Origin of the sequence: Roseovarius sp. W115 (genome assembly GCF_032842945.2) — a bacterium.
In the GTDB taxonomy this organism is placed as follows: Bacteria; Pseudomonadota; Alphaproteobacteria; order Rhodobacterales; family Rhodobacteraceae; genus Roseovarius; species Roseovarius rhodophyticola.
Map to the genome: position 1 here is coordinate 2329404 of NZ_CP146606.1, position 22047 is coordinate 2351450.

Genomic DNA, 22047 nt, shown 5'->3' on the forward strand with positions numbered 1-22047 from the left:
TTGGCGAATCCGTCCAGGCGGGTTTTGCCCTGGCATCGCATTCGACCTGCCGAAGATCAATAAGGCGTTGGCATACTGCGCGATATGCTACTCGCTTGCGCGCAACACGCGGGCCGGGCGCGCCGACATTGGACCAATGGCAAAGGCAAGGCCCGCCAGCAGGCTTATCATGGCTCCCCCAAAAACGATGCCAAGCGCTGATGGCCAGTCGACGGCAAAGCTGGTTTCCATGATGTAGGTGCTGACCGCCCAGGCCCCGGCGACGCCTGCTCCAAGTGCGACGATGCCCGCCGCAGCCCCCAGCAAACTGGCGCGTAAGGTCAGCCCCCAAAGAATGCGTGCACGGCTGGCGCCCAGAGTTTTCAGGATCGCGGCCTCATAGCTGCGCGCGCGCTGATCAGCGGCGGCGGCCCCGATGAGCACCAGAAAACCGGTCAGCAAAGTGGCCGCAGCGCCCCAGGCCGTCGCAGAGGCGAGGCCTGCGAGAAGGTCACTCACCTGGTTCACAGCGTCCCGAACGGCTATGGCCGTTATGTTGGGAAATTGTTGGGTGAGGTCGCGCAGGATTGGCGTCTCAGAGGCTTCTTCTGCATAGACCGTGGCGATGTAGCTGTGCGGTGCGCTGACCAGTGCGGCTTCGTTCATGATCATGATGAACCCCATGCCAGCGCTGGAAAAATCCACCTCGCGAAAAGAAGTGACGTCCGCCGTGAGATCGCGGCCTAGAATGTTCACCGTGACGCTGTCACCGATCTTTATTCCCATCTCAGCCGCTTCTTCTGCAGCAAAACTTACTTGTGGGGTGCCGGTGTAATCCTCTGCCCACCATGTGCCGTCGGTGATTGTGCTGCGACTTGGCAGGGCCGCAGCGTAGCTGACACCTCGGTCACCTTCCAAAACCCAGTGATCGCCTGCGGTCTCTGATGCCGGTTTGCCATTGATTTGGGTGATGATGCCCCGCAGCATCGGGGCCGCATCCACACGGCTTACACCCTCATCGCCATCCAGACGCGCCTCAAAACCCGGCATCTGGTCACGTTGAATGTCGACAAAGAAAAAGCTCGGCGCGCGCGTGGGAAGATCGCGGGAAATCGCATCGCGCAGATTGCGGTCGATCTGTCCCACAGCGGCCAGAACGCTCAATCCAAGCCCCAGGGAAAGAACCACGGCGCTGGCGGTGCTTCCGGGGCCGGAAATGGCTGCCAAAGCCCAACTGAGCGAAACGCGCCCGCGTGTTCTGGGTCTTATGCTGCGGCTGATGGCGCGCAATCCCTGGCCTGCGAGCGCCAAGAGACCAAGTGCCCCGGCAATGCCACCTGCGGTCCAGATTGTCAGCGCAGTATTGCCTGAAAACCAAGCGGCCAGCCAGATCAGGAGGCCAACAAGCGCACTAATGGTCAGCACCGTGAACATGCCCGGATGCTGCAAGCTCTGCGCACCATCACGGTAAAGCGCTGCTGGCCGCACATTGCGGGCTCGAGCAATTGGCCAGAGCGTGAAAATGAGCACGGTCAAGACGCTGTAGATTGCAGCCTCGATCATGGGTTTGGGATAAGGCGCAAAGATAGCAGGTACAGGCAGGCGTGCCTCGATAAGTGCGGCCAGTACCACAGGCGTGCCGACACCCAATACAAGACCCAAGGCAATTCCGACGATGGCGAGCGCGCTGACCTGAAATAGATATGTCAGGAAGATCGCCCGCTGATCTGCGCCGAGCGTCCGCAACACGGCAATGACTTTGGTTTTTCCAGCTAGGTAGGCGCGCAAAGCGGCAGATATGCCGACGCCACCTACGGCCAGACCGGACAGCCCGACGAGGATTAAGAATGCGCCAAGACGGTCAACAAACACCGCCACTCCGGGTGCCCCGTTGCGCGCATCGCTCCAACGCATTCCGCTGCCGTCCAAGGCTGTTTCGGCCTGGGACGCAAGCGCGGTAAGGTCAGCATCGGATGGCAGATCCAGCCGGTAATGCGTGGAAAAGAGCGTGCCGGGCGCCAGCAGCCCGGAGCCTTCCAGTGCCTCCCGTTTGACGATACTGCGCGGACCAAGTCCAAATCCGGCTGTGCGCGTATCCGGTTCGCGCACAATCAGCGCGGTGACGATGAAGGCGGTCTCGCCGAGCCTCAAGCGATCCCCCGTAACGATGCCCAAACGATCTGCCAAAGTGGGGTGTATCACTATTCCTGGTGTTGTGCCGTCGCCCGCCAACGCGCCAGACAAAGGTATGTCAGGGTCCAGAGTTACTTGGCCAACCAAGGGGTAAAGATCATCCACGGCCTTCACCTGCGTCAGGCTGCGGCTTTCGTCCTCTGCCACGGCCATGGATCGAAAGTCGGCAATCTCTGAGACATTTGTGGCGACGCTGTCCATCCAGCCACGTTCAGCCTCAGTGGCAAAGCGATAGGTCAGCTCGATTTCGGCATCTCCGCCCAAGAGTTGCGCACCCTCGGCGGCCAGCCCGCGCGCGATGCTTTCGCGCACCGTGCCCACGGCAGCTATGGCGGCGACCCCAAGGATCACACAGGCGAGGAAAATGCGGAACCCGTGAAAGCCGCCGCGCATTTCTCGCGCGGCGAACCGGGCGGCGAGGGCGATGTTCATTCCGCGACGGCCTTGTCAGAATGGGTTTCGATCTGACCGTCTCGCAAGGTGATTTGCCGCGCGCATTGGGCCGCCAATCCGGCGTCATGCGTCACTAGAACAAGCGTGGCCCCATGGCGTTTTTGCAGGTCAAACAACAGGTTGACGATGTCGGCGCCGGTGTGACTGTCCAGATTGCCCGTGGGTTCATCTGCCAAAAGGATGTCCGGCCGAGGAGCTGCGGCACGGGCAAGGGCGACGCGTTGCTGCTCGCCGCCGGAGAGTTGCGACGGGTAATGCCCCAAACGTTCGCCAAGGCCCACAGCCTGCAGTTCTTCTTCAGCTCGTGCAAAGGCATCCGTGCGCCCGGCCAGTTCAAGCGGTGTGGCCACGTTTTCCAATGCTGTCATCGTGGGAATCAGGTGAAAGGACTGAAACACCACGCCGATGTGATCGCGCCTGAGGCGGGCCAGAGCGTCTTCACTCATTGCCGAAAGATCATGGCCCAAGGCGTGCACGGACCCGCTTGTGGCGCGTTCCAGCCCGCCCATCAGCATCAAAAGCGAGGACTTGCCGGACCCGGACGGCCCCACGAGACTTAGCGTGTCGCCCCGGTGGACATCCAGCGAGATCGCGTCAAGTATCCGAACAAGACCTGCATTGCCCTCCAGCGCCAATGTAGCAGAGCGAAGCGACAACACGGGATCTGTCATGGGATTGCGCCTGTTTTTGAAAGGTTTTCTGACATATGGGGTGCGCGCGCTGCGCGGCAAGGCGCTGGCCCTGGTTTTGATGGGAGCCCCTGCCTGGGCGGAGCCTGTGACGGTTCTGGCCTTTGGGGACAGCTTGACCCAAGGGTATGGATTGCCCGCAGAAGACGGGTTTGTTCCAAAGCTGCAGGACTGGCTGGTGGCGCATGGGGACGAGGTGACGCTGATCAATGGGGGTGTGTCGGGGGATACCACAGCCGGTGGCGCAGCGCGGGTCGAGTGGAGCCTGACGCCGGAGGTGGACGCGATGATCGTGGCGCTGGGAGGAAACGACGTGCTGCGGGGTATCGCACCTGAGATTGCACGCACCAATCTGACAAGTATTCTGGAGGTGGCGGCGTCGCGTGATCTGCCGGTTTTGCTTGTAGGACTGCCTGCGCCCGGCAATTACGGGGCGCAGTATAAAGCCGCATTTGATGCTATCTATCCCGATCTCGCGGAACAGTTTGACGTGCTTTATCTTCAAAGCTTTTTCACGGGATTGGGCGAGGGTCAGCCGTCTGAGCTGCAAGAGTTCTTTCAGGCCGATGGCATTCATCCCAATGCTGAGGGTGTCACGCAAATTGTTGAGGGGATGGGGCCTATCGTGCAAGAATTGATCGGCGAAATCGAGTAAGGATTAAACGTAAAAAAGGCCCCTGCGGGGGCCTTTTCGTTTTTTAATTCAAACGCTTATATTAGGCGAGTTCGATGTTCGCAGCAGAGCTGCGTCCGTCGCGGCCTGCTTCGATTTCGAAGTTAACCTTTTGGTCATCTTTCAGGCCGGTCAGACCTGCGCGCTCAACGGCGGAGATGTGTACAAACACGTCTTTGCCGCCATCATCAGGCGCGATAAATCCGAAGCCTTTAGTTGCGTTGAACCATTTTACGGTGCCACTGGCCATCCGTTTTCTCCTTGGTATGGTGCTGCCCGCGGAATGCGGCAGCCCGGCGTGTCAGTGCAAGATCGAGTGCCTGTGCCGGATAAGGGAGCAGATGGTCGATAGTGGTAACGTCGCGCGCCACATATGAGGCGCGCGATCCGATTAATCAAGGGTTTTCAATCAGGCTGTGGTTAAAGGACGGTTACAACAGTCCCCAACGGCACGCGCTCGTAGAGGTCCTGAACATGCTCATTGATCATGCGGATACAGCCGTTTGACACAGACCTCCCGATGGATTTTGGTGCCGTGGTACCGTGGATCCGGAAATACGTGTCGCGACCGTTCTGGAACAGGTAAAGTGCACGTGATCCCAGAGGGTTACCTGGGCCGCCAGGTTGAACGAAGTCGTTGTCGATGAATTTCGTGTAGAGATGCGGCTCGCGCTCGATCATTTCATTGGTGGGGCGCCAGGTTGGCCATTTCTTTTTGACGTCAATGGTGGCCTTGCCGGTGAATTCGAGCCCGGCACGGCCCACGCCGACGCCATAACGGCGGGCCTGACCGGGGGCTTCGATGAAATATAGAAAATGCGCGCGAGGTAGGACAAGCATCTGTCCTGGTTGATATTTCTTCGAAATATCAACGCTTTGCGGGCGGTATTTTGGATTCAGTTCAAACGATTTCGCGCTGGCAGGCACGGTTACGGCAGCCAAACCAGCGGCAACAAATGTACGGCGGTCCATCATATTGATTCCCCTCAAAAAAATACAGGTGGCAGGACAATAGAAATAAAGGGTCAGATTTTGTCCAAGAAATCAAAAACGGGTGAAATGGCCGAAATCCCACATATCCGTTGCAAAAGAGTCGCAGGGGAAAAGCGCGAAATTTTGGCAAAAACCCATGTCGGTATCACGTCGGTGCCGGATCGGTGCGGTCAGGATTTCGAAAGGGTTTACCGGAAACCTTGTGCCTCGGTTGAGGAGATGCCCATGGCCCGAATGTCCAAGATCGAACGCACCAGCCGCGACGTGCTGATGCGCAATTTGATTTACCTGACGCAAGAGAAATGGATCCCCCGCGCCATCAGCGACGAATTGCCGGAGGAGTGGCATTCGCTTTTGCATGACGTGGAGGTGACGGAGAAAAAGCAGAAGCTGACGCTTTACCTTGACCGGTCGGTGGCCAAGTTCTTTCGCGACATGGGCGTGGGATATCAGGCGCGGATCAACGCGGTTCTGTCGGCCTTCGCCCGAATGCACATCACCCGGCATGTCGAGTTGGAAAAACGGCTCAACAAGGTCCTTGAGTTAGGCACCGGGCCGGGCAAGGCCTATGCCGAATGGAACGGTATGGGGGAATGAAGCCCGGCCTGACACAAGGGGTGCAATGGGGGTAAATTAGGCCGGGCCTACAGGCATAAGCGCTAGAACGCTGCCCAATCAGAGAAGCGATAGGGCATCGGGCGCGGATGCCGGGGTAAAGGCGGTTTAGGCCGCGGGGCGGGCGGTTTTGTTGAAATGGGCATGGTCGCCTCCTTTCGCAGATTAGACGTAGGAGGCCCTGTTTTGTATGACGATAGCGTATCGCGCGGGTGTGATGATGGGTGATAGATAGGGGGCGAGTTCGCCGCGCGGCTTTGTGTTCAGAGGGTGGGTTGCAAACCCACCCTACATTTGAAGTTCAACAGCACCTTAGCGCCCAGAATGATAGAAGGGGTGCGCACGCATTTCCTTCGGAAACGCTTTCGCGCACGCGCCGAACGCAGGGCGTTCGACGTTACCTCGCAAATTTCTTGTGTTTGATCCGCTTTGGCTCCAGCGCATCCGGCCCCAGCCGCCGCTTCTTATCTTCCTCGTAATCCTCAAAGTTGCCTTCGAACCATTCCACGTGCGCCTCGCCTTCAAAGGCCAGGATGTGGGTGCAGATGCGGTCGAGGAAGAAGCGGTCGTGGCTGATGACCACGGCGCAGCCGGCGAAGTCGACAAGCGCGTCCTCCAGGGCGCGGAGGGTTTCGACGTCGAGGTCGTTGGTGGGCTCGTCGAGGAGCAGGACGTTGCCGCCTTCTTTCAGCAGGCGCGCCATGTGCACGCGGTTGCGTTCGCCGCCCGAGAGGAGCGAGACTTTCTTCTGCTGGTCGCCGCCCTTGAAATTGAAGGACGAGCAATAGGCGCGAGAATTGACCTGTGCGTCGCCCAGTTCGATGATTTCGGCACCGCCGGAAATGGCTTCCCACACGGTCTCACCATCCTTGAGGTCATCGCGGGACTGGTCGACATAGCTCAGTTGCACGGTGTCGCCGTATTCGATGGATCCCGCATCTGGTTTTTCCTGACCGGTGAGCATTTTGAATAGCGTGGATTTGCCCGCGCCATTGGGGCCGATGACGCCGACGATGCCACCGGGCGGGAGGGAAAAGCCGAGGTTCTCGATCAAAAGCTTGTCGCCCATGGCCTTTTGCAGGCCCTCGACCTCGATCACCTTGCTGCCCAGGCGCGGGCCGTTGGGAATGACGATCTGGGCGCGGGTGATTTTCTCGCGCTCGGACTGGTTGGCCAGTTCGTTATAGGCGTTGATCCGGGCCTTTTGCTTGGCCTGACGGGCCTTTTGACCCTGACGCATCCATTCGAGTTCGCGTTCCAGCGTTTTCTGTTTGGATTTGTCGTCCTTGGCCTCGTGCTCCAAGCGTTTGGCCTTTTGTTCCAGCCATGCGGAGTAGTTGCCCTCATAGGGAATGCCGCGGCCGCGGTCCAACTCGAGAATCCAGCCGGTGATGTCATCGAGGAAATAGCGGTCGTGAGTGACGATCAGGATGGTGCCTTTGTAGTCGATCAGGTGCTGTTGCAGCCAGGCGATGGTTTCGGCGTCAAGGTGGTTGGTCGGCTCGTCGAGGAGCAGCATGTCGGGGGCTTCCAGCAGGAGCTTGCAAAGTGCCACGCGGCGGCGTTCCCCGCCGGATAAGCTTGCCACATCCGCATCATCAGGCGGACAGCGGAGCGCCTCCATCGACACATCAACCTGCGCGTCGAGATCCCAGAGGTTCTGGCTGTCAATCTCGTCCTGTAGAGCGGCCATTTCATCGGCGGTCTCATCCGAGTAGTTCATCGCCAATTCGTTGAACCGGTCGAGTTTGGCCTTCTTAGCGGCCACCCCTAGCATGACGTTGTCACGCACATTCAGGGCCTCATCAAGCTGTGGTTCCTGTGGCAGATAGCCGACTTTTGCGCCTTCTGCGGCCCAGGCCTCTCCGGTGAAGTCGGTGTCGAGACCAGCCATGATTTTCATCAGCGTGGATTTGCCCGCGCCGTTGACGCCGACGACGCCGATCTTCACGCCGGGCAGAAAACTGAGATGGATGTTCTCAAAGCATTTCTTGCCACCGGGATAGGCCTTGGAGACCCCCTGCATGTGGTAGACATATTGATAAGCGGCCATGCGGTCTCTCCCGTCCGAACAGTTTCAGACCGGTAGATAGCGAAGGGCCGGGGGCGGGGCAATGCGTTCGGTGTATGAGATTTAGGGCTGGGATTTCAAAAGCCCCTCAGGTGCGGTCCCCCGCATCTGCGCGGGGGAGGCTGTGATTTATCCGGTTGGTTTAGCTGAAGAGGTCGATGCTCTGCTCAACCGGCGCTTCGAATGCGGCAAAATCAACGTCAAACTCGTTGAGGCTTTCCCGTCCTGGCAATTGACCAGAGGCCGGATCGTTGGGCCGGAGGTCAAATGAGAAGGCGAATTCGAACGTCTCGATCTCCTGATTCTGGCGTTCGGCGAGTTCTGACGCCTGAGTGAGAAGACGGCTGATGAAATCGCCCATGGAGACGTTACCAAAGACTGTTTCTGCGTCGCGAAATTCAAATACGTCGTCTGCAAACTCGAACCTTGCCGTATTGCGCAGAGGTGCGCCGTCGAAGTCATCGTCAAACAAAGGGCAGGCGTAGACGTCTTCGTCTGGCGTGTCCTCGACTTCGGGCTCTGTTGGTGCCGGATCGGGGGCTTCAGCGACGGGGGTGTCATCCTCTTCGTCTTCGTCCATCGCGGTGGGCTCGGTTGGCGCTGGATCAGGTGCCTCAGCGACAGGTGTTTCTTCGTCTTCGTTTCCTGCGTCTTCAGGTTCCGCTGGCTCAGGTTCCTGTGTTGGCGCTTCTGCAACGGGTGTTTCACCTTCTTCTTCGTCCGTGTTTTCCGGCTCCGTTGGTGCGGGATCAGGGGCTTCTGCTACGGGAACGTTTTCAGGATCGTCGGGCATTGGGGGTTCCGGATCAGGGTCGCTGACCTCAGGATCCGGGGTCGGCACGGGATCAGGCATTTCGAGTGGCGATGCGCCAGTCCCGGGGTCGACATCAACTTCGGCCGCGGTGGTCGCGAAATTCTGCGTTGCGATCAGCGACTGGAACGTGCCGCCGCTTGAATAGGTGAAGTCGCCAAGTTCAATGCCAAGCCCGATATATTCAAGATCGGGGTTTAGGATGTTTGCCCGGTGTCCGGGGCTGTTCATGAGCGACTCATGCAGGTTTTCCACGTCATCCAGCAGTCCGGGTTCTCCGCGAATGGACTGAATCGCGATGTTCTCGGCTGTGCGCCAGCTGCCTGTCAGGTCAAGTTCTGCTTCGATGCGGTCGGTGGCGGAGGACCCGCCTGCGCCTGTGTGAGAAAACACGTTTGTGTCGAGCATCCATTGCGAATGTTCTTCGGCGGACATGTTCAGGTTGGTTTCAAGTTCCAGCGGGTTTAGCCCGCGCGATTCCCTTTCTTCATTGATTAAGGACAACATATGGAGTTCCAGAGGATCAGCATTCACCGGCATTTTTTATCCTTTCAGTGCCTGAGCTTTGCGACCAGGTATCCCCAGAATTCTGATCACTCGGGTTTTGTAGAAGAGCATTTGTGGCCATATTAGGGTTGTGTCCCATTTTGGTCGGATTGCGCGTTTTCCTGCGTTTTCTACCGTCGGATTTCGGCGCAAAAAGGATCAGAGCAGTGGCCTAGCGGAATGTTGCCCGGACGGTTCTCCATTCTGGCAAGGATCAGCTTGGCCGTGTTGTAGTATCCTCTTTCATGCTGGATCTTGGCGGGCTTTTCCGGGCCATTGGCAAAAGAACAACATTGTTTTCTGGATGAAAACTTGTTTTGCAATTTAGTTGGCCGAGTGGTGAGGATGCACGTTAGTGTGTCCCAACAAGGAGGGGTTGGCCGAATGTCACTGCGTTCCACGGTTGCCATTTTGCTACTGATTGTGCTGGCGGCCTGTGCCGGTCGCAATACAACCGGGCTGCTATCGCCGACGCCAAACCTTTATACGTTCGAGACCGGAGAGGCTTATCCCGAAGCCGGTGTGCCCATACGGTTCCGTACAACCACAACTGAAATCCTTTACATGACAGACCGCAATCCGGTGGTCGACGAATTCGGAGCGGTGGTCAGCTACGGTGAACGGCGCGATGACTCGATGGCATTTGGGGCCAGTTGGGTCGAGTATGGCGGGCTTGGATCCTGGGGCGAGTTGATCGAACGCACGCAAGCGTCGGGGCCGGGGGCTATGACCCGGCTTGCGCCTGTGGGATTGACCGAATTGGCCCGCCTGCCGCAAACACCTTTGCCTTATCAGTCCGGTGGCGGGCGGCTGCAAGCCACTGCTGATGCCAATGCGGCTTATGCCGCGCGCAGTGCGACGATACGCGAAGAGGTAGCAGCGCGTATGCGGGCCAGTGGCGTAGACCGGGTGTTGTTATACGTTCACGGGTTCAACAACGAATTTAATGATGGTGTCGGAACGCTGGCGAGCATCTGGCACTATGCCGGGCGGCGGTCGCTTCCTGTGTTGTTTTCCTGGCCGGCGGGCAATGACGGGCCGCTGGCCTATTTCAGGGATATCGAGTCGGGCGAATTTTCGGTGTTTCACCTCAAGGAGTTCATGCGCATTCTGGCGGATGTGCCAGAGGTCAAGCGCATCGACATTGTGGCGCATTCGCGTGGGTCGGCTGTGATGACCGATGCGTTGCGTGAACTGATGCTGGAGAGTCGGGGCGGTGGGCGCGACCCCAGACAAGATCTCAAAACCGGTGTTCTGGTACTTGCGGCGGCGGATCTTGATATTGGCGTGACGCGTCAGCGTTTGGTGGCAGAGCGGTTTGCCGACGGGTTTGAGCAAATCAACATCTACACGAACCCCAATGACGGGGCACTTCGCCTCTCGCGTATCATCGGGAATGTGACTCGTCTGGGCAGTGTTGACCCCGACAAGCTGTCTGAGCGTGAACTTGCGGATCTAGAAGGCACTGGCAATGTTAACATTGTCATCGTCGATGGCGGGTCCGTCCGGCTGGGACATGCCTATTTCCGAGAGAACCCGGCGGTGTTGTCGGACATTGTGCTGGCCTTGCGGACGCGCGCCATGCCGGGCACACAGTTCAGGCCGCTTGATCCGGTTGCGGGCAATATCTGGAGCTTGCATCAGAATTATCCGGCCGAGGTTTTGCCGGAAATGCTCGATCTTCCACTGGTGGATCGATAAGCCTGACCCGCAGATGATCGCGAAACGCCGCGCGACACTCAATCGTTGCACGCGTTTCGCCATTCGCTGATGTCTCAGGTTAAAAATGGGGGGCTTTAGGAGATTTGGTTTTGTGTGCCTCAAAGGGCTGCTGCTCGGCGGGGGTATCTAGCCAGATCAGGAAGTCGGCAACCGGCATTGGGTGCGCCAGACCAAACCCCTGAACGTTTGGACAATCTGCGGCACGCAGCAAATCGAGTTGCTCTTGGCTTTCAACGCCTTCGGCGATCACCGTCATACCCAGTTGATGTGCCAGACTGACCAAGGCCTTTACAATGTCTTCTGTGCGGGTGTCTTTGCCAAGCCGGGCGATCATGGCGCGATCCAGTTTGATTGCATCCAAGTCAATGAAAGACAAATGGGCGAAGCCGGCATATCCGGTGCCGAAATCATCCAAAGCGACTTTGGCGCCGAGGCGCTTGAGCTTGTCCACTGTGGTGGTGATTTCGTAGTTTTCAGGGTGCAGGATCGCGGATTCCTGAATTTCGATACACACATCCTCCGGCGTCAAGCCGCGAGATTGCAATGCCCAGTCCAGTAAGCCGGTATAGTTGCTGTCTGCCATGACTTCTGCAGAGGCGTTCACGGCCAGCGTCAGTGTTTCGTGCCCGGCCTGCCGAATTTTGTTCAGGGCGTCGAGCGAAAGGGTCATCGAGTGATAGTCGAGATCCGCCAAGACACCGGACCGCCGCGCAATATCGAGGAACTCCACGGGGAAAAGTTGCCCGTACTCAGGATGCTCCCATCGCAAAAGCGCCTCGCAGCCCGTAACTTTATCATCCTCAAGACGCATTTGGGGTTGTAGCTCGACGGTGAACTGACCTTCGGTGATGGCGGTTTGAATTTCACGCGCCAGACGGGTTTTGGTTGTCTGAACTCTACCAAGCTCTGGAGTGAAAACAACGGTTTGGGCGCGCCCATTCTCTTTGGCGGCATAGAGCGCCTGATCCGCCTGATGAATCAATTCCTCGCCACAGGTGATTTCGGGAGAGGCAAGGCTGGCTCCGATGGAGCCTTTGATATACAGGATGTGATCCTGCCAGCGCAGTGGTTTACCCACCTCCTTGAGTAATAGTTCAGCCCGGGTCACTGAGTGCTTCGATCGATGCAACCTTTGGGCAAATCAAAACAAACTCGTCGCCGCCCGACCGGCAGGCAAGGTCCTGTGGGCCGGAACTTCGCCGCAGGGCTTCGGCAACGTGAATGAGGGTGCCGTCCCCGGCGGCGTGTCCAAAGCTATCGTTGATCTCCTTGAACTTGTCCAGGTCGAGTTGCAAGACGCCAACCTGTTGTTTTTTAAGGGCGTCCCGCACCAGCGGCGTTTCAAGATAGCCCTGCAATTTCTTACGGTTGGCCAGCCCTGTAAGATCGTCATGATAGGCGGCATGCCGCAACTCTTCCTGGGTTTGGCGCAGGGCGGTTTCGGTTTGCACCTGTTCCGAGATGTCCCGACAGCTGACCAGGATCATCATGTTCTGGTCTTCATGAATTGGTTCGACCTTGGCAAAGGTCTGTTGGTTCCAGAATTCAGACCCATCGCGACGTTTGTGACAGGCGACGACAAAGCGGTCGAAGATCGGGCTTTGCAAATCATAGTGGAACTTGGTGGGCAAGTTCGTATCGGCCATGACGGACACACCGGGTAATCCGCGAACGTCCTCTAAACGCCAACCAAACATGGTTTCTGCAGCGCGGTTCATCCACAATATCCGGCTTTGCAGATCCTGCAGTATGATTGCATCCTTGGCGCAGTTCACCAGCCGCGTGCAAAGCGACAGCGACGGGGCTTCGTCGTTCGGAGCTGACGTTAACCCATTGGGTTTAGGAGGCGCGATCACGTTTGTTACCATATCCAGATAGGATTGGCCTAGTCTGCGCACCGGTCTCTTAAGATGTGATGTTTCGCGTGCAACAAAATCTTTAAAATTTGCTTTGATCCTAGAGCGTTGCACCAAGGCGCCGGATATGCAGAATGGCGCTGTTTGATGCGCAAATCTGGACGGGGTGAGATGCTCTATCGACTGCCGCATATCCGACCGGGTCAGGTTGTCGGGCTTTTGGGAGGATCGTTTGATCCACCGCATGCGGGACATGCGCATATTTCGCGAGAGGCATTGCGGCGGTTCGATCTGGACCAGGTTTGGTGGGTTGTGAGCCCTGGCAATCCGCTTAAGTCGCGTGGCCCCGCGCCGATGGCACAACGCATCGCAGCCTGTGAAGCGCTTATTGGGCATCCGCGCATTCACGTCACGGATTTTGAGGCGCAGGCTGGCACACGCTACACCGCAGAGACCCTGGCCACACTTCAATCGGCCTGTCCTGCTGTGCGGTTTGTTTGGCTGATGGGGGCTGACAATCTGGCACAGCTTGATCAGTGGCAGGACTGGCATGATATCGTGGCGCGCGTGCCTTTGGGGGTTCTGGCGCGCCCGGGTCAACGTATCTCGGCGCGCATGTCCAAAGCGGCGCGGATCTACCGGGGGCAACGCATCCCTGGGCGACAGTCCAGAGCGCTGGCTTTCTCAGACGCGCCAGCCTGGTGTTTTGTCAACGTCCCTATGGCGGATATTTCTTCCACAGAGATCCGGGCGCGGGGCGACTGGCGTGGCCTGTCGAAAAGTTGATGGGGGAGTGAGCCGGAAAGCGGATTGTGCGAAGCCGGTGGCTTAGGTTAACTGCGTTTATGAATTACAGAGTTTCACGACGTTTCTTTTTGACAACTGCGTTGAGTGTGCTGGGCACTGCCGGTCTGGCGAATGCGCCAGAGGTCTCGCTTCGCCCGCAAAAAGACCGGATGGCCCTCGTGCGCCGCGCGCAACGGGCGCGCAAACGCTTGTTGATACGGCCAATTTAGGTGGTGATGTCAGTTTTGCGGTGGTGGATTCCAGTTCCGGCAAGGTGCTGGAGGCGATGAACGGGGCCAAGGGGTTGCCGCCTGCCAGCGTGACCAAAGCGCTGACGGCGCTCTATGCCTTGGATGTGCTGGGTGGCGATTTTCGGTTTGAAACCAGGCTTTTGGCAACTGGTCCTGTCAAGGACGGCGTGTTGGACGGAGATTTGATCCTAGCCGGGGGCGGGGATCCGACGCTAGACACCGATGTGTTTGGCGACATGGTGAAACGTTTGAAAGCAGCAGGGGTCAACCGGGTGACCGGTCGCCTGCGCTGTTGGGCAGGGGCGGTGCCATTTGTGCGCGCGATAGATCCGGGTCAGCCCGACCATGTTGGATATAACCCGTCGATCTCAGGTTTGAACCTCAATTTCAATCGCGTGCATTTTGAGTGGAAGCGCAAGGGCCAGAACTACGATGTGACTATGGAAGCGCGGACCAAGCGGTATCGCCCCGCCGTGAAGGCTGCGCGCATGGACATCTCGAACCGTAAAGGTCCGGTTTACGTTTATTCCGATGGCGGCGATCATGACCAGTGGAGCGTGGCACGGCGGGCCCTTGGCAATGGCGGTGCGCGGTGGTTGCCCGTGCGCTATCCGCATACCTACGCGACCGAGGTGTTTGCGCGTCTGGCCGAGGTGAATGATATTTCCCTGACCGCCGGAGAGCCGGTCAAATCCTTGCCGGATGCGCCCTTGCTGGTGAGCCACCAAAGCGCACCGTTGACAGACATTTTGCAGGATATGCTGAAGTTTTCCACCAACCTGACGGCTGAGCTGGTTGGGATGACAGCCTCTTTGCGACGCCGTGGGCGACGTACCGGGCTGGCGGTTTCTGCGCGGGAAATGAGCACTTGGGCGCAAAACGAGTTGGGTATGAAAAATGCACGGCTGGCAGATCACTCGGGTTTAAGCGATGCGTCGCGCCTGACGGCGGTGGATCTGGCCAAGGCTTTGGCGCGGTTCGGAAAATCGGAGGTGCTAAAGCCGATCCTGAAGCCGATCACATTGCGCGACAAAAATGGGTCTCCCAACAAGGGGCATCCCATTCAGGTCGCGGCAAAAACCGGCACGCTCTATTTCGTGAGTTCGCTGGCGGGGTATGCAACCACGCCGAAAGGCAAGGATCTGGCCTTTGCAATCTTCACCGCGAATGATGATCTGCGGGCCAAAGTGGACAGCAAGAACGACACACGTCCGCAAGGGTCCAAAAGCTGGAACACACGCTCCAAACGTCTGCAACAGAAATTGATAGAGCGTTGGAGCACGCTTTACGGTTAGTTCGAGCGGTCCAGCTTGGTTGCCAAATGTATAAGGCTTTCAGAGCCTTGCACGCCCTTTGCCTCGCCGATCCGGTCCAGTGCCTCGTCCAGTTCTTCGGTGCTTTCCGCCTCTAGCCCGACGATCAGGTCAAACCGACCGGACGTCGTGTGCACCTTGCGCACATTGGGCAGAGAGCTTAGCCGGGACATCACGGTGGGCTGGCTGCGCGCCTCGATCCGCACAAGTGCCGTGGCCCTTAGAGGCGCCCGGCGGACTGCGTTCACGCGCAGCGTATAGCCCGCGATGACCCCATTGGTTTCAAGCCGTTCGATCCGGGCCTGCACCGTGGTGCGGGCAAGACCCAGGCGCCGCGCCAGCATCGCCACGGGCGCCCGGGCGTTTTCCTGTAAGAGCGCAATCAGCGCTTCGTCTAGTTCGTCTGTATGCATGATTCCCCCAATCACTTTGCCGAAATAATACGTCAATTCATCCAAACTGCCGCCATATTTTAACGCAGACTGGTGTAAAGTTAAGAAAAACAATGTTTCGAGGCAGACCATGTATACGCGATTTCAATGGCCCAGTCCGATAGATCATTTGCGTCGCAAAACACCTGATACGGCGATTTTGTACTTTTGTCCCGCAGTGTTACAAGCCACGGCGCAGTCATTTCAAGTCGGGTTTCCGGGGCTTGTGACCTATGCGGTCAAAGCAAATCCCAACAAGGGTGTGTTGGAAAACCTAAGCGCTGCGGGGCTGACCGCTTTTGACGTGGCCAGCCCGGCGGAGATGGCAGCGGTACGTGCGGTCGCGCCAGACGCGTTGCTGCATTACAACAACCCGGTGCGGTCCCCGGAGGAAGTGCGATGTGCGATTCAGCATGGTGTGGTGTCCTATTCGGTGGATGAACTTTCGGAATTGGATAAACTGAACAACGTGCCGCAAGGCACGGAAATTGCGGTGCGTTTGGCACTTCCGGTCAAGGGCGCAGCCTATGATTTCGGGGCCAAGTTCGGAGCAGAACCGGAAGAGGCGGCGATGCTTTTGAGGCTGGTGGCGGAGCGGGGACATGCGCCAGCGATTTGTTTTCATCCCGGAACCCAATGTGCCGATCCGGAGCCTTGGGGCACCTATATTCGTGCAGTGGCCGACATGGCGAAGGCCGCCGAGGTCAAACTGGCGCGGATCAATGTGGGCGGCGGGTTTGCGTCGAACCGGGATGGCGCGGCCCCCGATCTGACGGCAATTTTTGAGCATATTGGTGCAGTGACCCGAGAGGTTTTCGGCGCGGTCGCCCCGCAGCTTTTGTGTGAGCCGGGGCGCGCGATGGTGGCGGATGCATTTTGCCTGGCCACGCGGGTCAAGGCCACGCGCGACTCTGGGGCTGTGTTCTTGAACGATGGGCTTTATGGCGCACTGGCTGAGGCGCGGGACATGGGAGCCGTGGCGCGGGTGCGGGTGGTGTCGGAAGAGGGGACACTCCGTGAGGGCGCGAAATCACCCCGGATTGTCTTTGGTCCGACATGTGACAGTCTGGACCGGTTGCCCGAGCGGCTCCCACTGCCGTCTGACATCGCGGAAGGCGATTATGTGATTTTCGATGGCATGGGCGCCTATGGAGAATGCCTGGCCACGGCGTTTAACGGCTACGGACCATCCGCGCCGGTGCTTGTATCGCAATTCGAATAGGCGGGGCTGGACACCGCAGCGCGCCACGCTAGGGTCCGCGTGACCCATAAGGTGTGGAGCAGTCATGGAAAAGTTTGGACGCAGTCAGCCTGTCACGCGGATCGAGGATCGGCGGTTTCTGACGGGGCATGGGCAATATGTCTCTGACTTTGCTCCGGATGGGTGTCTTCGTGGGTATTTCTTGCGCTCAGCGGTGGCGCATGCGGACTTCACACTGGATCTGAGTGAAGCACGCGCTGCACCGGGTGTGCATCTGGTTTTGGACTCAGATGGCCTCGCCGCCGCAGGCGTGACCGAACCGATGCCAGCGATGGGTGTGCCAAACCGCGACGGCAGCAAGACACCCATTCCGCGCCGTCCCCTTTTGGCCGAAAATCGCGTTCGCTTTGTGGGCGAGGCGATGGTTTTCATTGTCGCTGATAATCTTGATGCGGCGCGTGATGCGGCGGAGCTGATCGAGATCGACTACGACGAGCGCGATGTTCATCTGGACCTGGCGCCGGGCGGGTCACAATTGCATGAAGATGCACCTCAGAACCGGGCTTTTGATTGGGGTATTGGCGATGAGGCGGCCGCAGAGGTCGCGATTGCCCAGGCAACGCATGTGGTCAAGATGCATGTCGTGGACAACCGCATCATCGCCAACCCGATGGAAGGTCGTAGCGTTTTGGCGCAAGTCGAAGAGGGGCGGCTTCATATTGCGTTCAGTGGACAAAATGTATGGAACACTAAGCGGCATGCGGCGCGTATTCTGAGCATGCAACCTGAGGATATTCGGGTCACGATCCCGGATGTTGGGGGCGGTTTTGGCATCAAGGCCCCGGACTACCCGGAGACATTTGTTGTGGCACAGGCCGCGAGGATGGTGGGGGCACCAGTGCTTTGGGTGGCGGACCGGACCGAGACAATGCTGTCGGATAATGCAGGGCGGGACCTTGTGCATGACCTGGCGCTGGGCTTTGACGAAAACCTGAAGATCACCGGCTACCGCGTTGATACGCTTTGTAATTTGGGGGCTTACAATGGGCCTTTTGCACAGAACATTCAGACTGCACTTTTCTCAAAGGTCGTGATGGGGGTTTACGATGTGCAGAACGTCTATCTGCATGTTGAGGGCGTCTACACGAACACGACGCAAGTCGATGCCTATCGTGGCGCGGGGCGGCCCGAAGCCATTTTCGCGCTGGAGCGGATCATGGATCAGGCAGCGCGGGAGCTCGGCGTGGATCCGTGGGAGTTGCGGCGGCGGAATTTCATCAAGGCGGATCAGTTCCCTTATGTCACGGCCATTGGCGAGACCTACGACGTGGGTGATTTTGACCGGGTGCTGAACCGGGTGGAAGAGCTTTCAGACAAGGCCGGTTTTGAAACTCGGCGCGCCGGGGCAGTGAAACGGGGGAAGCTACGCGGTCTCGGTCTTTGTTTTTACATCGAGAGCATCCTTGGCGACCCGTCCGAGACTGCGCATATCGAGTTTACCGATGATGGCGGCGTGACGCTTTATGTGGGCACGCAATCCAACGGGCAGGGGCATGAGACGGTCTATGCGCAGTTCCTGCACGATCAGACTGGGGTTCCTGTGGATCAGATCACCGTGGTGCAAGGCGACAGTGATCGGATTGAAAAGGGCGGCGGTACGGGGGATCCCGCTCTGTCACCGTGCAGAATAACGCGACGCTGGTGACAGTGGGTGCAATGGTGGGGGCGTTTACGCCATATCTTGCCGAGAAAATGGGCGTGGCTGAAGACGATATTCACTTCGACCATGAGACATTCCGCGCGCCGGGGTCAAACATGACACCGACCTTGCTGGAAGCGGCCGAGATGGCGCGCACGGATGGGCGTCGCGATCTGTTGAACCATCGTGAAACCGCCAAGCTTCCGGCGCGGTCTTTTCCCAATGGGGCGCATGTCTGTGAGGTTGAGATTGATCCTGAGACGGGTCAGACAGAGATCGTCCACTACACAGTTGTCGATGATTTTGGCAACCTTATCAACCCGCTGCTGGTCGAGGGGCAAGTGCATGGCGGGGTGGTGCAAGGCATTGGACAAGCGCTTTGCGAACGCGTGAGCTATGATGAGGACGCGCAGCTTTTGACAGCGTCTTTCATGGACTATGCCATGCCGCGTGCTGCAGATGTGCCTATGTTTACCTTTACGACCGAAGCGGTGCCGTCGACCACCAATGTCATGGGCATGAAAGGGTGTGGCGAGGCCGGGACGGTAGGTTCGATGGCGGCTGTGGCCAATGCGGTGGCAGATGCCTTGTCACACGCGGGTGTCGCGCGGGCAGATATGCCCTTTACCCCGCACCGGGTATGGAAGATGCTGAACGAAGATGGACCTGACACGCTTCATTCGACCGCTTAAGCGCCTGCTGCCGGGGCGTCCCCGGCGTGCTCCGCGTGTGCGCCGGACACATCGCAGTGCTGTGACGCATGTCATCATCCTTGATGGCACCATGTCGACCTTGAGCGAAGGCTGCGAAACAAATGCAGGCCACACTTACAAGCTTTTGTCTGAAGTCGTCGGTTCGGGGCTTTCGATCTACTATGAGGCCGGTGTGCAATGGCCGGATTGGAAACGGACGACTGATGTCATTCTTGGCCGTGGCATCAACCGGCAGATCAAGCGCGCCTACGGGTATCTTGCGTCGCGATATCGCCCTGGAGACCGGATATTCCTTTTCGGGTTTTCGCGTGGTGCGTATGCAGTCCGCTCTTTGGCGGGTGTGATAGACCAGGTGGGTCTTTTGAAGCCGCAATATGCCACGGAACGACATATAGAGACGGCATATCGCCACTATCGCGAAGAGCCAGGGCGCGACGTTGCCGAAGCTTTTACATCGCGCCGCTGCCATCCAGAGGTCGAAATCGAGATGCTCGGTGTCTGGGATACGGTCAAAGCGCTTGGATTATGTCTGCCGATTGTCTGGCGGTTCAGCACGCCCAAACATGCCTTTCACAACCATGAACTTGGCCCTCATATTCGCCACGGGTATCATGCTCTTGCTCTGCACGAGACGCGTAAAGCCTATGCGCCTGTGCTATGGAATACACAGACCGACATGCCGGGGGCCAAGGGGCGGATTGAGCAGGTCTGGTTTCGCGGCAGTCATGGTGATGTTGGCGGGCAGCTGGACGGATTTCATGCGGCCCGACCGTTGTCGAATATCCCACTGGTGTGGATGCTGGAGCGTGCAGGCCATCATGGGCTGGAACTTCCCGAAGGGTGGCAAGAACGGTTTGAGCGAAATGCCATGGCGCCATCAGTGGGCACTTGGCGCGGCTGGGCGCGGATTTTCCTGATGCGTGCACCGCGCAAAATGGGTCAGGACCCGTCAGAGCGGTTGCACGAGTCAGTTGAGGCCGCGACCAAAGAAGAGGTGACGGGGGCGGAACCTGCGGTTTGAGCTAAAAAAGCCCCCACTCATGGGGGCGAGCGGGGGCAGGGTGTGCAGGCTTGGGGCCCTCACAGGGGTCTGATGTCAGGCGACGTGGCGCAGTTCCGTTTTGGGTGTGACGCCCAAAGCGTGGCAGATGTCGCGGGTCAATTCGGGGCGGTTGAGTGTGTAGAAGTGTAAGTGTTGGACGCCCTCGTCCAATAGATCGCTGCAAAGTTCTGTCGCAATTGCGGTGGCCAGAAGCTCTTCACGCCCGTCGCGCACAGCCTTGTCAAATGCGTCGCTGAGCCAGGTCGGGATGGAAGCGCCACAGGCCTTGGCAAACCGGCGGGTGCCGGACCAGTTTTCGATGGGCAACACACCGGGAATGATGGGAGCGTTGATCCCCGCCCTGGCACAGGCGTCACGGAAGCGAAAGAAGGTTTCGGCTTCAAAGAAGAATTGCGTGATTGCCTCAGATGCACCTGCATCTACCTTGCGCTTGAGCCAATCAATATTGGCTTTTTGGCTTGCAGCCTCGGGATGTTTTTCCGGGTAGGCACCGACACGAATGTTGAAGTTGCCGGTGTCTGCCAGCGACGAGATCAACTCACAACTATCGGCAAATCCGTTTGGGTGCGGCTCAAAGTTCGCAGCCCCCTTAGGAGGATCGCCGCGCAGAGCGACGATGTCTTTTACACCCGCCTTGGCATAGTCTTGCGCGACGGCAAGTGTTTCTTCACGGCTTGCGCCAACGCATGTCAGGTGGGCCGCGACGTTCAGGCCGCTGGATTTGTGCAAAGTGGCCACGGCATCGCGCGTCAGTTCCCGCGTGGTGCCGCCTGCGCCGTATGTGACGGACACAAATTGCGGGGCAAGCGGGGCGAGAGCCTGCACCGTGTCCCACAGTCGAAACGACGCCTCCAGCGATTTTGGCGGGAAGAATTCGAAGGATACGGATGGCGCGGACATGGCAGTGAACTCCTGTAAGAGCGGATGAGAACCTTGTCGCAAAGTCGTTTATGTGAGACAACTTCATAAAATTCATTGTTTGAATGAGGCGACCTCATAAAAAATGCATATCGACTTTCGACATCTCCGCACCATTCGTGCCATTCATCAGGCGGGTGGTCTGGCACGCGCGGCTGATCTTTTGCACATCACTCAGTCTGCTTTGTCGCATCAGATCAAAGGGTTGGAAGACCAGGCGGGAGTTGAGTTGTTCGTGCGGCGGTCCAAACCTCTGAAGCTTTCGGCGGCGGGTTTGAGGTTGTTGCGGGTGGCTGAAAAGGTGCTGCCTGAGGTTGAGGCGCTTGAGGCAGAGTTTTCGGGCTTGCGCCAGGGCAGCGCTGGACGATTGCATATCGCCGTCGAATGTCATGCCTGTTTTGAGTGGCTCTTCCCGGTGCTGGAGCGGTTTCGCCAGACATGGGCCGATGTGGATATTGATATCCGTCCCGGGCTTGCCTTTGATGCGTTGCCGGCTCTGCAGAAGGAAGAGGTGGATTTGGTTGTGTCGTCGGATCCTGAAACGTTGGATGGTGTTGTTTTTCAACCGCTTTTCGACTATGAGCCGTTGTTTGTTGCCTCAAGTCAGCATGCTCTGACTGCCCGGGATCACGTTATCGCCGAAGATTTTCGAGATGAGACGCTTATCACATACCCGGTGGATCGGTCGCGGTTGGATGTGTTCACCGAATTGTTGACGCCCGCCAAGGTCGAGCCGCGTGCGGTACGCCAGATCGAACTGACGGCCGTGATCCTGCTTTTGGTGGCGTCCAACCGCGGTGTCGCGGTCTTGCCCGACTGGGTTTTGCGAGAGCAGCGCAGCAGCACGGAATACGTGACCCGGAAACTGACTCCCAAGGGCGTGACCAAACGGCTTTATGCAGCGGTCAGAGAAGATGATGCGGATAAGCCCTTCATGGCGCATTTGATCCGTCTGGCACGGGAAATTCCGCTGCATTTGCAAAAGCCCGTGGAACCAGCATGAGCGACGTGGCTTGTGACCCTGTCGCGTTGGCACTAAGCATCTAGGTGACCTGAACAAGACGTCGGATC

The 22047-nt window shown here is 58.1% G+C and carries 18 protein-coding genes and 1 pseudogene; 9 read left to right on the plus strand and 10 right to left on the minus strand.

Annotation, left to right across the window (positions count from 1 at the left end; genetic code table 11):
- Nucleotides 1-87: 87 nt before the first annotated feature.
- Together RZS32_RS11770 and RZS32_RS11775 are read right to left on the minus strand one after the other, a co-directional pair.
- Nucleotides 88-2604, minus strand: coding sequence for an ABC transporter permease (locus tag RZS32_RS11770; protein ID WP_317057174.1), 2517 nt, complete (start codon nt 2602-2604; stop codon nt 88-90).
- On the minus strand, nt 2601-3296 hold the full coding sequence (locus RZS32_RS11775; protein ID WP_317057175.1) for an ABC transporter ATP-binding protein: 696 nt from the start codon (nt 3294-3296) through the stop codon (nt 2601-2603). The genes RZS32_RS11770 and RZS32_RS11775 overlap by 4 nt, the downstream gene beginning before the upstream one ends.
- On the opposite strand from RZS32_RS11775, the gene RZS32_RS11780 reads away from it, so the two are divergent.
- The gene (locus tag RZS32_RS11780) at nt 3295-3969 is read left to right on the plus strand and encodes an arylesterase (RefSeq protein WP_317057176.1); all 675 of its coding nucleotides are present in this window, start codon (nt 3295-3297) and stop codon (nt 3967-3969) included. The two genes, RZS32_RS11775 and RZS32_RS11780, sit on opposite strands and share 2 nt — an antisense overlap.
- 61 nt (nt 3970-4030) lie before the next feature.
- Here RZS32_RS11780 and RZS32_RS11785 read toward each other — a convergent pair whose 3' ends face one another.
- Together RZS32_RS11785 and RZS32_RS11790 are read right to left on the minus strand one after the other, a co-directional pair.
- On the minus strand, nt 4031-4237 hold the full coding sequence (locus RZS32_RS11785; RefSeq protein WP_317057177.1) for a cold-shock protein: 207 nt from the start codon (nt 4235-4237) through the stop codon (nt 4031-4033).
- Nucleotides 4238-4407: 170 nt separating this feature from the next.
- Nucleotides 4408-4962, minus strand: coding sequence for a L,D-transpeptidase (locus RZS32_RS11790; RefSeq protein WP_317057178.1), 555 nt, complete (start codon nt 4960-4962; stop codon nt 4408-4410).
- 243 nt (nt 4963-5205) lie between these two features.
- Between RZS32_RS11790 and RZS32_RS11795 the strand changes: the two genes are divergently transcribed.
- Entirely contained in the window at nt 5206-5577 is a 372-nt protein-coding gene (locus RZS32_RS11795) for a BrnA antitoxin family protein (RefSeq protein ID WP_317057179.1), read from the plus strand.
- Nucleotides 5578-5992: 415 nt separating this feature from the next.
- Here the strand turns inward: RZS32_RS11795 and ettA are convergent, their stop codons facing one another.
- Nucleotides 5993-7648, minus strand: a complete 1656-nt coding sequence (ettA, locus tag RZS32_RS11800; RefSeq protein WP_317057180.1) for an energy-dependent translational throttle protein EttA — start codon at nt 7646-7648, stop codon at nt 5993-5995.
- Nucleotides 7649-7808: 160 nt separating this feature from the next.
- Nucleotides 7809-9017 carry a CAP domain-containing protein gene (locus tag RZS32_RS11805; protein WP_317057181.1) on the minus strand — a complete coding sequence of 403 codons (1209 nt, stop codon included), beginning with the start codon at nt 9015-9017 and terminating at the stop codon, nt 7809-7811.
- 390 nt (nt 9018-9407) lie between these two features.
- On the opposite strand from RZS32_RS11805, the gene RZS32_RS11810 reads away from it, so the two are divergent.
- Nucleotides 9408-10724 (plus strand): alpha/beta hydrolase, encoded by a 1317-nt coding sequence (locus tag RZS32_RS11810; RefSeq protein WP_317057182.1) that lies wholly within the window; start codon nt 9408-9410, stop codon nt 10722-10724.
- A gap of 79 nt (nt 10725-10803) precedes the next feature.
- Here the strand turns inward: RZS32_RS11810 and RZS32_RS11815 are convergent, their stop codons facing one another.
- Together RZS32_RS11815 and RZS32_RS11820 are read right to left on the minus strand one after the other, a co-directional pair.
- Nucleotides 10804-11823: a GGDEF domain-containing phosphodiesterase gene (locus RZS32_RS11815; protein WP_339106635.1), complete on the minus strand. Its 1020-nt coding sequence runs from the start codon at nt 11821-11823 to the stop codon at nt 10804-10806.
- A 16-nt stretch (nt 11824-11839) separates the two neighbouring features.
- On the minus strand, nt 11840-12601 hold the full coding sequence (locus RZS32_RS11820) for a diguanylate cyclase domain-containing protein (RefSeq protein WP_339106636.1): 762 nt from the start codon (nt 12599-12601) through the stop codon (nt 11840-11842).
- A 147-nt stretch (nt 12602-12748) separates the two neighbouring features.
- Between RZS32_RS11820 and RZS32_RS11825 the strand changes: the two genes are divergently transcribed.
- Together RZS32_RS11825 and dacB are read left to right on the plus strand one after the other, a co-directional pair.
- The gene (locus RZS32_RS11825) at nt 12749-13387 is read left to right on the plus strand and encodes a nicotinate-nucleotide adenylyltransferase (protein WP_317057184.1); all 639 of its coding nucleotides are present in this window, start codon (nt 12749-12751) and stop codon (nt 13385-13387) included.
- A 253-nt stretch (nt 13388-13640) separates the two neighbouring features.
- A complete protein-coding gene (gene dacB, locus RZS32_RS11830; protein ID WP_339106637.1) occupies nt 13641-14933 on the plus strand; it encodes a D-alanyl-D-alanine carboxypeptidase/D-alanyl-D-alanine endopeptidase in 1293 nt (430 codons plus the stop codon).
- Here the strand turns inward: dacB and RZS32_RS11835 are convergent.
- Nucleotides 14930-15364, minus strand: a complete 435-nt coding sequence (locus tag RZS32_RS11835; RefSeq protein WP_317057186.1) for an Lrp/AsnC family transcriptional regulator — start codon at nt 15362-15364, stop codon at nt 14930-14932. The genes dacB and RZS32_RS11835 overlap by 4 nt on opposite strands.
- 109 nt (nt 15365-15473) lie before the next feature.
- Here RZS32_RS11835 and RZS32_RS11840 point away from each other — a divergent pair, with 109 nt between their 5' ends.
- The 3 genes and pseudogenes from RZS32_RS11840 to RZS32_RS11850 all read left to right on the plus strand — a co-directional run bounded on the left by RZS32_RS11840 (nt 15474) and on the right by RZS32_RS11850 (nt 20016).
- Nucleotides 15474-16604 (plus strand): type III PLP-dependent enzyme, encoded by a 1131-nt coding sequence (locus RZS32_RS11840; protein ID WP_317057187.1) that lies wholly within the window; start codon nt 15474-15476, stop codon nt 16602-16604.
- A gap of 64 nt (nt 16605-16668) precedes the next feature.
- Nucleotides 16669-18974: pseudogene (locus RZS32_RS11845) on the plus strand (xanthine dehydrogenase family protein molybdopterin-binding subunit).
- Nucleotides 18943-20016, plus strand: coding sequence for a DUF2235 domain-containing protein (locus RZS32_RS11850; RefSeq protein ID WP_317057189.1), 1074 nt, complete (start codon nt 18943-18945; stop codon nt 20014-20016). The pseudogene RZS32_RS11845 and the gene RZS32_RS11850 overlap by 32 nt, the downstream one beginning before the upstream one ends.
- Nucleotides 20017-20091: 75 nt before the next feature.
- On the opposite strand, the gene metF is transcribed toward RZS32_RS11850, so the two are convergent.
- Nucleotides 20092-20958 carry a methylenetetrahydrofolate reductase [NAD(P)H] gene (gene metF / locus RZS32_RS11855; protein WP_317057190.1) on the minus strand — a complete coding sequence of 289 codons (867 nt, stop codon included), beginning with the start codon at nt 20956-20958 and terminating at the stop codon, nt 20092-20094.
- Nucleotides 20959-21061: 103 nt separating this feature from the next.
- Here metF and RZS32_RS11860 point away from each other — a divergent pair, with 103 nt between their 5' ends.
- Complete coding sequence (locus RZS32_RS11860) at nt 21062-21979, plus strand: LysR family transcriptional regulator (RefSeq protein ID WP_317057191.1); 918 nt, start codon at nt 21062-21064, stop codon at nt 21977-21979.
- The last annotated feature ends 68 nt before the right edge of the window (nt 21980-22047 follow it).